This is a genomic window from Paenibacillus sp. FSL H8-0282 (genome assembly GCF_037963825.1).
Taxonomy (GTDB): domain Bacteria; phylum Bacillota; class Bacilli; order Paenibacillales; family Paenibacillaceae; genus Paenibacillus_AQ; species Paenibacillus_AQ odorifer.
In genome coordinates, this window is sequence record NZ_CP150146.1 from 3512873 (window position 1) to 3530383 (window position 17511).

A 17511-nucleotide genomic window follows, 5' to 3' on the forward strand; every position below is an offset into this window, starting at 1 on the left:
CGGGCAAGCACCGTCAGAAGCAAACCTCGCGCTTAATGCAACGTCGAGCGATTTGGCCTATATGATCTATACCTCGGGCACAACAGGGAACCCGAAAGGAGTCATGATCGAGCACCGCTCGGTGGTGAACTTTATCGCAGGGATGAGGCAAGCGATTCCGTTCGCCCCAGCGAAGTCGATGTTATTTGCGACCACGCTGTCGTTCGACATCTCGGTGGTGGAAACACTGCTGGCGTTGACGCAAGGCATGCGGGTCGTGGCAGCGAATGAAGAGCAGCAGAAGGAGCCTCAGCAGCTGGCGGCGCTGATCGAGCGCCAGCATATCGACGTGGTGCAGATGACGCCTTCCCGGTTGAAGATGCTGCTGTCTGCAGGCAACGATGGGTGGCTGGAAAGCGTCACGGAAATGTTGATTGGAGGAGAGGCTTGGACGGACGATCTGCTGGCGGTGCTGCAAAGCAAATCGAAGGCCGCGCTGTTTAATATGTACGGTCCGACCGAGACGACGATTTGGTCCGCGATGCGGGAAGTAACCAATGATCAGACGGTGAGCATCGGGGGTCCGATCGCCAATACACAGCTGTATATTTTGAGCGACAACTGGCAGTTGCAGCCGATCGGTGTTGCAGGTGAGCTGTGTATCGCTGGCGATGGCTTAGCCCGTGGTTACTGGAACCGGCCGGAGCTGACGGCGGAGAAGTTCGTGGACAACCCGTTCGAACCAGGTACGCGGATGTACCGGACCGGGGATTTGGCAAGATGGCTGCCGGACGGCAACCTCGAATACTTGGGCCGGATTGACCACCAGGTGAAAATCCGCGGCTACCGGATCGAGTGCGGGGAGATCGAAGCGCGGCTCATGGGGCACGCAGACATCCGCGAAGCGGTAGTCATTGCCCGGGAAGAGGAGCAAGGGCAGGCGTACTTGTGCGCGTATATCGTGAGCGGTGAAGCTATTCCCGTTCCGGAGCTACGTGCGCATTTGGCGGCACAGCTACCGGAGTACATGATTCCGTCCTATTTTGTTCAATTGGAGAACATTCCGCTGAACAACAACGGCAAGGTAGACCGCAAGGAGTTGCCGGCACCAGATTTAAATATAGGTCTAGAGGTTTATGAAGCGCCTCGAGATGAGCTGGAGGCGCAATTGGCGGAGCTGTTCGCGGAGGTGCTGGGCACGGGCTCGTTCAGCATCGGCGACTCGTTCTTCGAGCACGGCGGTCATTCGCTGAAAGCCGTGACGCTGGTGTCGCGCATCCATCAGCAGCTGGCGGTGGAGTTGCCGCTGCGGGAGTTGTTCGCGCGTCCGACGGTGAAGGCGTTGGTGGAATATGTGCGCAGCATGGATCCTAGCGACTACGGCCGGATTGAGCCGGCAGAGCCACAGGCATCGTATGCGCTGTCGTCGGCGCAGCGGCGGTTGTATGTGCTGCATGAGCTGGAGCCGGAGAGCACGCGCTACAACATGCCGGGCGTCGTGGAACTGGCAGGGAAGGTAGATGCGGGTCGACTGGAGCAAGCGATTCGTTCAGTCATTACCCGTCACGAATCGCTACGAACGTCGTTCACATGGGTAGACGGCGAACCGAGACAACAGATACACGAAGACGTGTCGTTGGAATGGGTTTACCAAGATACAGATGAAGCGCATGCGCGGGCGTTGACACGGAACTTCGTGCGTCCGTTCGCACTTGACCAAGCACCCCTGCTACGCGCCGAGCTGCTGCGTCTAGCGGAGGACCGTTATTGGCTGCTGTGGGACATGCATCATATTGTGTCGGACGGCGTATCGATGAACATCTTGCTGTCGGACTTCATGACGGCGTATGCCGGCGCGGAGCTGCCGCCACTGCGGATTCAGTACAAGGATTATGCAGTCTGGCAGCAAGGCACGCTCGAGGCCGAGCGGATGGAAGCGCACGAGGCGTACTGGCTGTCCGCCTTTACGGAGGAAGCACCGGTGCTGGAGCTGCCGACCGACCGAGTGCGTCCTGCGGTACCAAGCAGCGAGGGCGGACGTGTTCATGCGGAGCTTAACGCTGACGTGGCCGAAGGGCTGAAGAAAGTCGCAGCGAAGACGGGATCGACGCTTTACATGGTACTGCTTGCAGCCTATAACGTGTGGCTACACAAGTACACGGGGCAGAGCGACATCGTGGTGGGTACGCCGGTGTCGGGGCGCACACATGCGGACACGGAGCCGATGATCGGGATGTTCGTGAACACGCTGGCGCTGCGCAACGCTCCATCCGGGGACAAGCGATTTATCGACTTCGTGCACGAGGTGAAGGCGCGGACACTGGCAGCGTTTGAACACCAGGACTACCCGTTCGAGGAACTGGTAGAGAAGCTGAACGTGCGCCGGGATAGGAGCCGCAACCCGTTGTTCGACACGATGCTGATATTGCAAAATATGGAGCAGGTAAGCTTTGATCTGGCAGACGTTGACGTTCGTCCGGTCGAGCTGAGCCATCCGGTGACGAAATTCGACTTGACGCTAAACATCGTAGAAGTCAATCAAAGTCTCCATATGACACTGGAATACAGTCGCGCCTTGTTCAATGCGTCTACGGTTGAGCGTCTATTGTCTCACTTTGTACAACTGTTGACTCAAATTACCGAACGAACGGACGCAAGCATAGCTTCTTTGCAACTCGTAACGCCGGAGGAGAAGCAGCAGTTGCACGCGTTCAATGACACGGTAGCGGATTATCCGCGTGAAGCGACGATCCATGGGCTGTTTGAGACCCAAGTCGAGAAGACACCGAACGCGGAGGCGGTCGTGTACGAAGACCGGCAGCTAACTTATGCGGAGCTGAATGCGCGGACGAATCAGCTGGCTTGGACGCTGCGCGAACAGGGTGTGGGTCCAGATCGCATCGTGGCCATCCTGGCGGAACGCTCGCTGGAGATAGTTATCGGGGTACTCGGCATCCTGAAAGCAGGCGGAGCCTACTTGCCGATCGATCCGTCGCTGCCTGCCGAACGTATCCGGTATATGCTAGCGGACAGCGGCGCGGAGGTACTTCTGATTCAGCCGGGCCTGGATCCATGTGGATTCAAGGGTTCGGTGCTCGAGTTGACGGAGAGGGGACAAGCGCAACTCGAGGCCAATCCGCCGCTAACGATAGACTCCCGGCGTTTGGCGTATGTAATTTATACCTCGGGTACAACAGGCAACCCGAAAGGAGTCATGATCGAGCACCGCTCGGTGGTGAACTTTATCGCAGGGATGAGGCAAGCGATTCCGTTCGCCCCAGCGAAGTCGATGTTATTTGCGACCACGCTGTCGTTCGACATCTCGGTGGTGGAAACACTGCTTGCGTTGACGCAAGGCATGCGGGTCGTGACAGCGAATGAAGAGCAGCAGAAGGAGCCTCAGCAGCTGGCGGCGCTGATCGAGCGCCAGCATATCGACGTGGTGCAGATGACGCCTTCCCGGTTGAAGATGCTGCTGTCTGCAGGCAACGATGGGTGGCTGGAAAGCGTCACGGAAATGTTGATTGGAGGAGAGGCTTGGACGGACGATCTGCTGGCGGTGCTGCAAAGCAAATCGAAGGCCGCGCTGTTTAATATGTACGGTCCGACCGAGTCGACGATTTGGTCCGCGATGCGGGAAGTAACCAATGATCAGACGGTGAGCATCGGGGGTCCGATCGCCAATACACAGCTGTATATTTTGAGCGACAACTGGCAGTTGCAGCCGATCGGTGTTGCAGGTGAGCTGTGTATCGCTGGCGATGGCTTAGCCCGTGGTTACTGGAACCGGCCGGAACTGACGGCGGAGAAGTTCGTGGACAATCCTTTTGAACCAGGTACACGGATGTACCGGACCGGTGATTTGGCAAGATGGCTGCCGGACGGCAACCTCGAATACTTGGGCCGGATTGACCATCAGGTGAAGATCCGCGGCTACCGGATCGAATGCGGGGAGATCGAAACGCGGCTCATGACGCAAGAGCATATCCGCGAAGCAGTGGTTATTGCCCGTGAAGAGGAGCAAGGGCAGACGTATTTATGCGCGTATATCGTGAGCGACGAAGCTATTCCCGTTCCGGAGCTACGTGCGCATTTGGCGGCACAGCTGCCGGAGTACATGATTCCGTCCTATTTTGTACAATTGAAGAACATTCCGCTGAACAACAACGGCAAGGTAGACCACAAGGCGCTGCCTGCGCCGGATCGGGAGGCTTACACCGAAGCCTATGAAGTGCCACGGGATGGGCTGGAAGCGCAATTGGCGGAGCTGTTCGCGGAGGCACTGGGCGGGAGTGCGATCGGCATCGGCGACTCGTTCTTCGAGCGCGGCGGTCATTCGCTGAAAGCCGTGACGCTGGTGTCGCGCATCCATCAGCAGTTGGCGGTGGAGTTGCCGCTACGGGAGTTGTTCGCGCGACCGACGGTGAAGGCGTTGGCGGAATATGTGCACAGCATGGATCCTAGCGACTACGGTCGGATTGAGCCGGCAGAGCCACAGGCATCGTATGCGCTGTCGTCGGCGCAGCGGCGGTTGTATGTCCTGCATGAGCTGGAGCCAGAGAGCACGCGCTACAACATGCCGGGCGTCGTGGAACTGGTAGGGAAGGTGGACGCGGATCGGCTGGAGCAAGCGATTCGTTCAGTCATTACCCGTCACGAATCGCTACGAACGTCGTTCACATGGGTAGACGGTGAACCGAGACAACAGATACACGAAGACGTGTCGTTGGAATGGGTTTACCAAGATACGCATGAAGAGCATGCGCGGGCGTTGACACGGGACTTCGTGCGTCCGTTCGCACTTGACCAAGCGCCGCTACTGCGCGCTGCGCTGCTGCGTCTAGCGGAGGACCGCCATTGGCTGCTGTGGGACATGCATCATATTGTGTCGGACGGCGTATCGATGAACATCTTGCTGTCGGACTTCATGACGGCGTATGCCGGCGAGGAGCTGCCGCCACTGCGGATTCAGTACAAGGACTATGCGGTCTGGCAACAAGGCACGCTCGAGGTTGAGCGGATGGAAGCGCATGAGGCGTACTGGCTGTCCGCCTATGCGGAGGAAGCGCCGGTGCTGGAGTTGCCGACCGATCATACGCGTCCGGCGGTGCCAAGCAGCGAGGGCGGACGCGTTCATGCGGAGATTAGCGCGGACGTGGCCGAAGGGCTGAAGAAAGTCGCAACGAAGACCGGATCAACGCTGTACATGGTACTGCTTGCAGCCTATAACGTGTGGCTACACAAGTACACGGGGCAGAGCGACATCGTGGTCGGTACGCCGGTGTCGGGGCGCACACATGCGGACACGGAGCCGATGATCGGGATGTTCGTGAACACGCTGGCGCTGCGCAACGCTCCATCCGGGGACAAGCGATTTATCGACTTCGTGCACGAGGTGAAGGCGCGGACACTGGCAGCGTTTGAACACCAGGACTACCCGTTCGAGGAACTGGTAGAGAAGCTGAACGTGCGCCGGGATAGGAGCCGCAACCCGTTGTTCGACACGATGCTGATATTGCAAAATATGGAGCAGGTAAGCTTTGATCTGGCAGACGTTGACGTTCGTCCGGTCGAGCTGAGCCATCCGGTGACGAAATTCGACTTGACGCTAAACATCGTAGAAGTCAATCAAAGTCTCCATATGACACTGGAATACAGTCGCGCCTTGTTCAATGCGTCTACGGTTGAGCGTCTATTGTCTCACTTTGTACAACTGTTGACTCAAATTACCGAACGAACGGACGCAAGCATAGCTTCTTTGCAACTCGTAACGCCGGAGGAGAAGCAGCAGTTGCACACGTTCAATGACACGGCGGCGGACTATCCACGGGAAGCGACGATCCATGAGCTATTCGAGGCCCAAGTCGAGAAAACACCGAACGCGGTGGCGGTCGTGTACGAAGACCGGCAGCTGACTTATGCGGAGCTGAATGCGCGGGCCAATCAGCTGGCTTGGACGCTACGCGAACAGGGTGTGGGTCCGGATCGCATCGTGGCCATCCTGACGGAACGCTCGCTGGAGCTGATGGTAGGGGTACTCGGCATCCTGAAAGCAGGCGGAGCCTACTTGCCGATCGATCCGTCGCTGCCTGCCGAACGTATCCGGTATATGCTAACGGACAGCGGCGCAGCGATGCTACTAATTCAGCCGGGCCTGGATCCGTGCGGATTCGAAGGCACGGTGCTGGATCTGGTGGAAGCCGGGCAAGCACCGTCAGAAGCAAACCTCGCGCTTAATGCAACGTCGAGCGATTTGGCCTATATGATCTATACCTCGGGCACAACAGGGAACCCGAAAGGAGTCATGATCGAGCACCGCTCGGTGGTGAACTTTATCGCAGGGATGAGGCAAGCGATTCCGTTCGCCCCAGCGAAGTCGATGTTATTTGCGACCACGCTGTCGTTCGACATCTCGGTGGTGGAAACACTGCTTGCGTTGACGCAAGGTATGCGGGTCGTGGCAGCGAATGAAGAGCAGCAGAAGGAGCCTCAGCAGCTGGCTGCGCTGATCGAGCGCCAGCATATCGACGTGGTTCAGATGACGCCTTCCCGGTTGAAGATGCTGCTGTCTGCAGGCAACGATGGGTGGCTGGAAAGCGTCACGGAAATGTTGATTGGAGGAGAGGCTTGGACGGACGATCTGCTGGCGGTGCTGCAAAGCAAATCGAAGGCCGCGCTGTTTAATATGTACGGTCCGACCGAGACGACGATTTGGTCCGCGATGCGGGAAGTAACCAATGATCAGACGGTGAGCATCGGGGGTCCGATCGCCAATACACAGCTGTATATTTTGAGCGACAACTGGCAGTTGCAGCCGATCGGTGTTGCAGGTGAGCTGTGTATCGCTGGCGATGGCTTAGCCCGTGGTTACTGGAACCGGCCGGAACTGACGGCGGAGAAGTTCGTGGACAATCCTTTTGAACCAGGTACACGGATGTACCGGACCGGTGATTTGGCGAGATGGCTGCCGGACGGCAACCTCGAGTACTTGGGCCGGATTGATCATCAGGTGAAGATCCGCGGCTACCGGATCGAATGCGGGGAGATCGAAACGCGGCTCATGACGCAAGAGCACATCCGCGAAGCAGTGGTTATTGCCCGTGAAGAGGAGCAAGGGCAGACGTATTTATGCGCGTATATCGTGAGCGACGAAGCTGTTCCCGTTCCGGAGCTACGTGCGCATCTGGCCGTACAGCTGCCGGAGTACATGATTCCGTCGCACTTCGTGGAGCTGGAGAAGCTGCCACTGAACAACAATGGCAAGGTAGACCGTAAAGCGCTGCCGGCACCAGAACGGGAGGCTTACACCGAAGCCTATGAAGCGCCACGGGATGCGCTGGAGGCGCAATTGGCGACGCTGTTCGCGGAGGTGTTGGTCACGGGCGCGATTGGCATCGGCGACTCGTTCTTCGAGCGCGGCGGTCATTCGCTGAAGGCCGTGACGCTGGTGTCGCGCATCCATCAGCAGCTGGCGGTGGAGTTGCCGCTGCGGGAGCTGTTCGCGCGACCGACGGTGAAGGCGTTGGCGGAATATGTGCGCAGCATGGATCCTAGCGACTACGGCCGGATTGAGCCGGCAGAGCCACAGGCATCGTATGCGCTGTCGTCGGCGCAGCGGCGGTTGTATGTGCTGCATGAGCTGGAGCCGGAGAGCACGCGTTACAACATGCCGGGCGTCGTGGAACTGGTAGGGAAGGTGGACGCGGATCGGCTGGAGCAAGCGATTCGCTCGGTCATCACCCGTCACGAATCGCTGCGCACTTCGTTTACATGGATAGACGGTGAACCGAGACAACAGATACACGAAGTCGTGTCGTTGGAATGGGTTTACCAAGATACAGATGAAGCGCATGCGCGGGCGTTGACACGGGACTTCGTGCGTCCGTTCGCACTTGACCAAGCACCGCTACTGCGCGCCGAGCTGCTGCGTCTAGCGGAGGACCGTTATTGGCTGCTGTGGGACATGCATCATATTGTGTCGGACGGCGTATCGATGAACATCCTGCTGTCGGACTTCATGACGGCGTATGCCGGCGCGGAGCTGCCGCCGCTGGGGATTCAGTACAAAGATTACGCGGTCTGGCAGCAAGGCACGCTCGAGGTCGAGCGGATGCAAGCGCACGAGGCGTACTGGCTGTCCGCCTATGCGGAGGAAGCGCCAGTGCTAGAGCTGCCGACTGACCATACGCGTCCGGCGGTACCAAGCAGCGAGGGCGGAAAGGTATACACCTCAGTGAGCGCCAAGACTGCAGAGGCCCTTAAACGAATCGCGGCAGAGACGGGATCGACGCTGTACATGGTGCTGCTCGCAGCCTACAACGTGTGGCTACACAAGTACACGGGGCAGAGCGACATCGTGGTCGGTACGCCGGTGTCGGGGCGCACACATGCGGACACGGAGCCGATGATCGGGATGTTCGTGAACACGCTGGCGCTGCGCAACGCTCCATCCGGGGACAAGCGATTTATCGACTTCGTGCACGAGGTGAAGGCGCGGACGCTGGCAGCGTTTGAACATCAGGACTATCCGTTCGAAGAACTGGTGGAGAAGCTGAACGTGCGCCGCGATAGGAGCCGAAACCCGCTGTTCGACACGATGCTGATATTGCAAAATATGGAGCAGACGCGCTTTGGTTTGGCTGAGGTTGAGGTTCGTTCGGTCGAGCTAAGCCATCCGGTGACGAAGTTTGACTTGACGCTGAATGTCGTGGAAGTCAATCAAGGCCTTCACATGACGCTGGAATATAGTCGAGCCTTGTTCAATGCGTCTACGGTTGAGCGGCAATTGTCTCACTTTGTACAACTGTTGACTCAAATTACCGAACGAACAGACGCAAGCATAGCTTCTCTGCAACTGGTAACGCCGGAGGAGAAGCAACTGCTGCACGCGTTCAATGACACGGCGGCGGACTATCCACGGGAAGCGACGATCCATGAGCTGTTCGAGGCGCAAGTCGAGAAGACGCCGAACGCGGTGGCGGTTATATGCGGCTACAAACAATTGACATATGCAGAGTTGAATGCGCGGGCGAATCAGCTGGCTTGGACGCTGCATGACAAAGGTATTCAAGCGGATACGGTAGTCGGAATTGCTGCTGAGCGTTCATTGGAAATGATCATTGGCCTATTGGCGATATCGAAGGCCGGCGGTGCATATTTGCCAATCGATCCGATTTTGCCGTTTGAACGCATTCGGTCCATGCTTAAGGACAGCGGCGCAAGTGTACTGCTGCGTCATCACGGTTCAGAAACGTATGCGTTTCAAGGATGCATTCTGGATTTTGAGGATACCGAAATCGGAGATCGGCTTGAAACGAACCCTGCCATTACAGTGATGCCACACCATTTGGCTTATGTGCTTTACACATCGGGGACGACCGGCCAGCCCAAAGGCGTAATGATCGAGCATCGCTCCGCCGTCAATTTTCTGTTTGGCATGACAACGAGAATTGCGTTCGTGCCGACCAAATCGATTCTATTCGCGGCCACGTTGTCTTTCGACATCTCGGTTGTTGAAACGTTACTGGCGTTAACCCGGGGCATGCGCATCATTGTCGCGACCAAGGATCAGCAGAGGGATCCGCAGCAATTAACGGAACTGATTAAGCGACATCGGATCGCCATGCTGCAGGCCACACCATCTAGACTTCATACGCTATTGGCTGTTGGTTCCGATTCTTGGTTGGAGAGCGTGAGCGACATTATGGTTGGCGGAGAAGCGCTGACAGAGGATCTACTGAATCAATTGCAATCACGGTCTTCTGCCGCGATATATAACATGTATGGGCCGACAGAAACGACGGTCTGGTCGATGCTGCGAGACGTCACCGCAGATAAAACAGTGACGATCGGAAGTCCCAACGCCAATATGCGGTTCTACGTCGTAGATCCAAACGGCCAATTGCAACCCATTGGCGTAGCGGGAGAGCTTTGTATAGCAGGCGATGGCGTGGGACGCGGTTATATTAATCAGCCTGAACTGACTACGGAAAAATATGTAGATAACCCGTTCGATCCGGGTACGCTGATGTATCGGACTGGGGATTTGGCAAGGTGGCAGCCGGATGGCAACCTTATCTATATGGGTCGAATGGATCATCAAGTCAAGATCCGTGGGTATCGCATCGAATGTGGGGAGATTGAAGTTTGTCTGAAAGAGCATGAATACATCCGCCAAGCGGTCGTATTGTCTCGGAATGATGAGCAAGGGCATGCGTATCTATGCGCTTATCTGGTATGCAGCATGCCGCTGACAGCATCTCAAATACATGCTCACCTAGCTCGGTATTTGCCGGAGTATATGATCCCGTCCTATTTTGTTGAATTGGAGAACATTCCGCTGAACAACAACGGCAAGGTAGACCGTAAGGCGCTGCCTGCGCCGGATTTAAATGCAGGCATAGAAGCCTATGAAGCGCCGCGGGATGCGCTGGAGGCGCAATTGGCGGAGCTGTTCGCGGAGGTGCTGGGCACGGGCTCGTTCAGCATCGGCGACTCGTTTTTCGAGCGCGGTGGTCATTCGCTGAAGGCCGTAACGCTGGTGTCGCGCATTCATCAGCAGCTGTCGGTGGATTTGCCGCTGCGGGAGCTGTTCGCGCGACCGACGGTGAAGGCGCTGGCGGAATATGTGCGCAGCATGGATCCTAGCGACTACGGCCGGATTGAGCCGGCAGAGCCACAGGCATCGTATGCGCTGTCGTCGGCGCAGCGGCGGTTGTATGTGCTGCATGAGCTGGAGCCAGAGAGCACGCGCTACAACATGCCGGGCGTCGTGGAACTGGTAGGGAAGGTGGACGCGGATCGGCTGGAGCAAGCGATTCGTTCAGTCATTACCCGTCACGAATCGCTACGCACGTCATTCACATGGGTAGACGGCGAACCGAGACAACAGATACACGAAGACGTGTCGTTGGAATGGGTTTACCAAGATACGCATGAAGAGCATGCGCGGGCGTTGACACGGGACTTCGTGCGTCCGTTCGCACTTGACCAAGCGCCGCTACTGCGCGCTGGGCTGCTGCGTCTAGCGGAGGACCGCCATTGGCTGCTGTGGGACATGCATCATATTGTGTCGGACGGCGTATCGATGAACATCCTGCTGTCGGACTTCATGACGGCGTATGCCGGCGCGGAGCTGCCGCCACTGCGGATTCAGTACAAGGATTATGCAGTCTGGCAGCAAGGCACGCTCGAGGCCGAGCGGATGGAAGCGCACGAGGCGTACTGGCTGTCCGCCTTTACGGAGGAAGCACCGGTGCTGGAGCTGCCGACCGACCGAGTGCGTCCTGCGGTACCAAGCAGCGAGGGCGGACGCGTTCATGCAGAGATTAGCGCGGACGTGGCCGAAGGGCTGAAGAAAGTCGCAACGAAGACCGGATCAACGCTTTACATGGTACTGCTTGCAGCCTATAACGTGTGGCTACACAAGTACACGGGGCAGACCGACATCGTGCTGGGTACGCCGGTGTCGGGGCGCACACATGCAGACACGGAGCCGATGATCGGGATGTTCGTGAACACGCTGGCGCTGCGCAACGCTCCATCCGGGGACAAGCGATTTATCGACTTCGTGCACGAGGTGAAGGCGCGGACGCTGGCAGCGTTTGAACATCAGGACTATCCGTTCGAAGAACTGGTGGAGAAGCTGAACGTGCGCCGCGATAGGAGCCGAAACCCGCTGTTTGACACGATGCTAATATTGCAAAATATGGAGCAGGTAAGCTTTGATCTGGCAGACGTTGACATTCGTCCGGTCGAGCTGAGCCATCCGGTGACGAAGTTTGACTTGACGCTAAACGTCGTCGAAGTCAATCAAAGTCTTCACATGACGCTGGAATATAGTCGCGCCTTGTTCAATGCGTCTACGGTTGAGCGTCTATTGTCTCACTTTGTACAACTGTTGACTCAAATTACCGAACGAACAGACGCAAGCATAGCTTCTCTGCAACTGGTAACGCCGGAGGAGAAGCAACTGCTGCACGCTTTCAATGACACGGCGGCGGACTATCCACGGGAAGCGACGATCCATGAGCTGTTCGAGGCGCAAGTTGAGAAGACGCCGAATGCGGTAGCGGTCGTGTACGAGGACCAGCAACTGACTTATGCGGAGCTGAATGCGCGGACGAATCAGCTGGCTTGGACGCTGCGCGAGCAGGGTGTGGGTCCGGATCGCATCGTGGCCATCCTGGCGGAACGCTCGCTGGAGATGGTTATCGGGGTACTCGGCATCCTGAAGGCCGGTGGGGCGTACTTGCCGATCGATCCGTCGCTGCCTGCCGAACGTATCCGGTATATGCTAGCGGACAGTGGGGCGAAGGTGCTGCTGATTCAGCCTAGTCTAGATCCGTGCGGATTCGAAGGCACGGTGCTGGACCTGGCAGAATCTGAACAAGCACCGTCAGAAGCAAACCTCACGCTTAATGCAACGTCGAACGATTTGGCCTATATGATCTACACCTCGGGCACAACAGGGAACCCGAAAGGAGTCATGATCGAGCACCGCTCGGTGGTGAACTTTATCGCAGGGATGAGGCAAGCGATTCCGTTCGCCCCAGCGAAGTCGATGTTATTTGCGACCACGCTGTCGTTCGACATCTCGGTGGTGGAAACACTGCTTGCGTTGACGCAAGGCATGCGGGTCGTGACAGCGAATGAAGAGCAGCAGAAGGAGCCTCAGCAGCTGGCGGCGCTGATCGAGCGCCAGCATATCGACGTGGTGCAGATGACGCCTTCCCGGTTGAAGATGCTGCTGTCTGCAGGCAACGATGGGTGGCTGGAAAGCGTCACGGAAATGTTGATTGGAGGAGAGGCTTGGACGGACGATCTGCTGGCGGTGCTGCAAAGCAAATCGAAGGCCGCGCTGTTTAATATGTACGGTCCGACCGAGTCAACGATTTGGTCCGCGATGCGGGAAGTAACCAATGATCAGACGGTGAGCATCGGGGGTCCGATCGCCAATACACAGCTGTATATTTTGAGCGACAACTGGCAGTTGCAGCCGATCGGTGTTGCAGGTGAGCTGTGTATCGCTGGCGATGGCTTAGCCCGTGGTTACTGGAACCGGCCGGAACTGACGGCGGAGAAGTTCGTGGACAATCCTTTTGAACCAGGTACACGGATGTACCGGACCGGTGATTTGGCGAGATGGCTGCCGGACGGCAACCTCGAATACTTGGGCCGGATTGACCATCAGGTGAAGATCCGCGGCTACCGGATCGAATGCGGGGAGATCGAGGCGCGGCTCATGGCGCACGTTGACATCCGCGAAGCGGTAGTCATTGCCCGGGAAGAGGAAAAGGGGCAGGCGCACTTGTGTGCGTATATCGTGAGCGGTGAAGCTGTTCCCGTTCCGGAACTACGTGCGCATTTGGCGGCACAGCTGCCGGAGTACATGATTCCGTCCTATTTTGTTGAATTGGAGAACATTCCGCTGAACAACAACGGCAAGGTAGACCACAAGGCGCTGCCTGCGCCGGATCGGGAGGCTTACACCGAAGCCTATGAAGCGCCTCGAGATGAGATGGAGGCGCAATTGACGACGTTGTTCGCGGAGGCACTGGGCGGGGGTACGATCGGCATCAGCGATTCGTTCTTCGAGCGCGGCGGTCATTCGCTGAAGGCCGTGACGCTGGTGTCGCGCATCCATCAGCAGCTGTCGGTGGATTTGCCGCTGCGGGAGCTGTTCGCGCGACCGACGGTGAAGGCGTTGGCGGAATATGTGCGCAGCATGGATCCTAGCGACTACGGCCGGATTGAGCCGGCAGAGCCACAGGCATCGTATGCGCTGTCGTCGGCGCAGCGGCGGTTGTATGTGCTGCATGAGCTGGAGCCGGAGAGCACGCGTTACAACATGCCGGGCGTCGTGGAACTGGCAGGGAAGGTGGACGCGGATCGGCTGGAGCAAGCGATTCGCTCAGTCATCACCCGTCACGAATCGCTGCGCACCTCGTTCACGTGGGTAGACGGCGAACCGAGACAACAGATACACGAAGACGTGTCGTTGGAATGGGTTTACCAAGATACAGATGAAGCGCATGCGCGGGCGTTGACAAGGAACTTCGTGCGTCCGTTCGCACTTGACCAAGCACCGCTACTGCGCGCCGAGCTGCTGCGTCTAGCGGAGGACCGTTATTGGCTGCTGTGGGACATGCATCATATTGTGTCGGACGGCGTATCGATGAACATCCTGCTGTCGGACTTCATGACGGCGTATGCCGGCGAGGAGCTGCCACCGCTGCGAATTCAGTACAAGGACTACGCGGTCTGGCAGCAAGGCGCGCTCGAGGTTGAGCGGATGCAAACGAATGAGGCGTACTGGCTGTCCACCTATGCGGAGGAAGCACCAGTGCTGGAGCTGCCGACCGACCATACGCGTCCGGCGGTACCAAGTAGCGAGGGCGGAAAGGTATACACCTCGGTGAGCGCCAAGACTGCAGAGGCCCTTAAACGAATCGCGGCAGAGACGGGATCGACGCTGTACATGGTGCTGCTTGCAGCCTATAACGTGTGGCTACACAAGTACACGGGGCAGACCGACATTGTGGTGGGTACGCCGGTGTCGGGGAGAACGCATGCGGACACGGAGCCAATGATCGGGATGTTCGTGAACACGCTGGCGCTGCGCAACGCTCCGTCCGGGGACAAGCGGTTTATTGACTTCGTGCGCGAGGTGAAGGCGCGGACGCTGGCAGCGTTTGAACATCAGGACTATCCGTTCGAAGAACTGGTGGAGAAGCTGAACGTGCGCCGCGATAGGAGCCGCAACCCGCTGTTTGACACGATGCTAGTGCTGCAAAATATGGAGCAGACACGCTTTAGCCTAGCGGACGTTGACGTTCGTCCGGTCGAGCTGAGCCATCCGGTGACGAAGTTTGATTTGACGCTGAATGTCGTGGAAGTCAATCAAGGTCTTCACATGACACTGGAATATAGTCGCGCCTTGTTCAATGCGTCTACGGTTGAGCGTCTATTGTCTCACTTTGTACAACTGTTGACTCAAATTACCGAACGAACGGACGCAAGCATAGCTTCTTTGCAATTTATAACGCCAGAGGAGAAGCAGTTGCTGCTCTACGCGTTTAACGACACGGCGGCAGCGTATCCACGGGAAGCGACGATCCATGGGCTGTTCGAGGCCCAAGTTGAGAAGACACCGAACGCGGTGGCGGTCGTGTACGAGGATAAGCAACTGACTTATGCGGAGCTGAATGCGCGGGCCAATCAGCTGGCTTGGACGCTGCGCGAACAGGGTGTGGGACCGGATCGCATCGTGGCCATCCTGGCGGAACGCTCGCTGGAGCTGATGGTAGGGCTTTACGCCATCCTGAAGGCTGGCGGAGCCTACTTGCCGATCGATCCGTCGCTGCCTGCCGAGCGTATCCGTTATATGCTGACGGACAGCGGTGCGGAGGTGCTTCTGATTCAGCCGGGCCTGGATCCATGTGGATTCGAGGGTTCGGTGCTCGAGTTGACGGAGAGGGGACAAGCGCAACTCGAGGCCAATCCGCCGCTAACGATAGACTCCCGGTGTTTGGCGTATGTAATTTATACCTCGGGTACAACAGGCAACCCGAAAGGGGTCATGATTGAGCATCGCTCGGTCATCAACCGCCTGCAATGGATGCAAAAGCGCTACCCGATTGGGGAACAGGACGTCATTCTGCAGAAGACGCCGATCACGTTCGATGTTTCCGTATGGGAGCTATTTCTATGGGGAATGACAGGGGCCCGAGTCTGCATGCTTCCACCACAGGGAGAGAAAGATCCCGCTGTGCTAGCTGAAACAATTGAGCGGTATCGCGTGACGGCAATGCACTTTGTGCCGTCGATGCTGAGCGTCTTCCTGGAGTATGCTGGGCAAGCGTTTAAAACAGAGAAGCTTAGCAGCTTACGCCGGGTATTTGCAAGCGGCGAAGCGTTAAAGCCGCAGCACGTCGCGGGCTTCTACAAGTTAACCGAGGGTCACGAAGCGACGCTACACAACCTTTACGGGCCAACAGAAGCAACGGTAGAGGTTGCATATTTTGACTGCATGACCTCCTTTATGGAACCGGTTGTACCTATCGGTAAACCGATCGATAATACACAACTGTACATTGTGAGCGACAACTGGCAATTTCAGCCGATCGGCGTCGCAGGTGAACTGTGTATCGCGGGCGATGGCTTGGCACGTGGTTACTGGAACCGGCCGGAGCTGACGGCGGAGAAGTTCGTGGATAACCCATTTGAGACGGGTACTAAGATGTATCGGACCGGGGATTTGGCGAGATGGTTACCGGACGGTAACATTGAGTACTTGGGCCGGATCGACCATCAGGTAAAGATTCGCGGCTACCGGATCGAATGCGGGGAGATCGAGGCGCGGCTCATGGCGCACGCAAACATCTGCGAAGCGGTGGTTATTGCCCGCGAAAAGGAACAAGGTCAAGCGTATCTATGCGCTTATCTAGTATGCAGTATGCCGCTAACAGCGGCTCAAATACGTGCTTACCTGTCTCAGTATTTGCCGGATTATATGATCCCTTCGTATTTTGTTGAAATGGAGAACATTCCACTCAACAATAACGGAAAAGTGAATCGAAATTTTCTACCTGTTCCAAATCTGGCCATGCAAAATAAAGGAGAAATACTGCCGCCTGCTACTGAGATTGAGTCTGAAATTTTGAAAGTGTGGCAAGCGGTCCTTAACCAAGACGATATTGGGGTTACGGATCATTTCTTCCATGTTGGCGGAAACTCATTGCACATTGTAGAGGTATATGCCAAGTTAAAGCAAAAGTATCCGGGCGTTCTTTCTGTAGCGGATTTGTTCGGAAATCCGAACGTGCGTCAACTGGCTCAGCATATTGAAACGATCTATGAGCAAAAGCAAGTATTTAAATGGAAGCCCTTCACATTCCCAACGTCGGATATGCTCGACCAGGGTGACTACATTCCAGGCGATGTATTGCTTTTTGAGCTTTCGAAGCGAACGAGTCAAAGCTTGGAACGGATTTCGGATCACTACAGTGTTCTAAAGGTATCTATTCTGATGACTGCTTTTGCATTTTTGATGTCGGAATACGCACAGACAGATGAGGTAACTTTACCTTGCTTACTAAATGACGACGTTTTATGTCAAGTTGAGGTTTCGTTCCGCGAAGCTGCAGAGTTGAGAGAAGTCTTTACAACAGTAGACAGATACCTGAAAACGAGAGATGGAGGACATTTTCATTGGGACAAGGTGAAGTACACCGCTTATGAGCCGCGTGAAGACCAAATACTTTGTGCTTTTGCAGGCGCTGTCTCGTTACCGGCAGGCTTTGCAAAACAGTTCGATCTAGTGCTCCAATGTGTAGAGGATGGTCATGCCCTTGCCTTTACATGTGAGCACAACCAGGGCCGCATTTTACAAGCGTCTGTAGAGACGCTGCTTCGCCAATTCGTAAGCTTACTGACAAAAATGCTTGAACAATGTGAAAAAAAGATAGGTCTGCTAGAGATGTAAAGTTAAGTGTAGGAGAGAGGAGAAGGCAAGCAGATGTCCTTCTCCTT

Annotated in this window: 1 protein-coding gene (running past one end of the window); it reads left to right on the plus strand. The window is 56.6% G+C overall.

The window, feature by feature from the left end; genetic code table 11:
- Positions 1 to 17464: the 3' portion of a non-ribosomal peptide synthase/polyketide synthase gene (locus NST94_RS15130; protein ID WP_339281039.1), read on the plus strand. It extends 13712 nt beyond the left edge of the window; only the last 17464 of its 31176 coding nucleotides appear in the window; its start codon lies beyond the left edge, outside the window; it ends in the stop codon at positions 17462 to 17464.
- Positions 17465 to 17511: the final 47 nt, after the last annotated feature.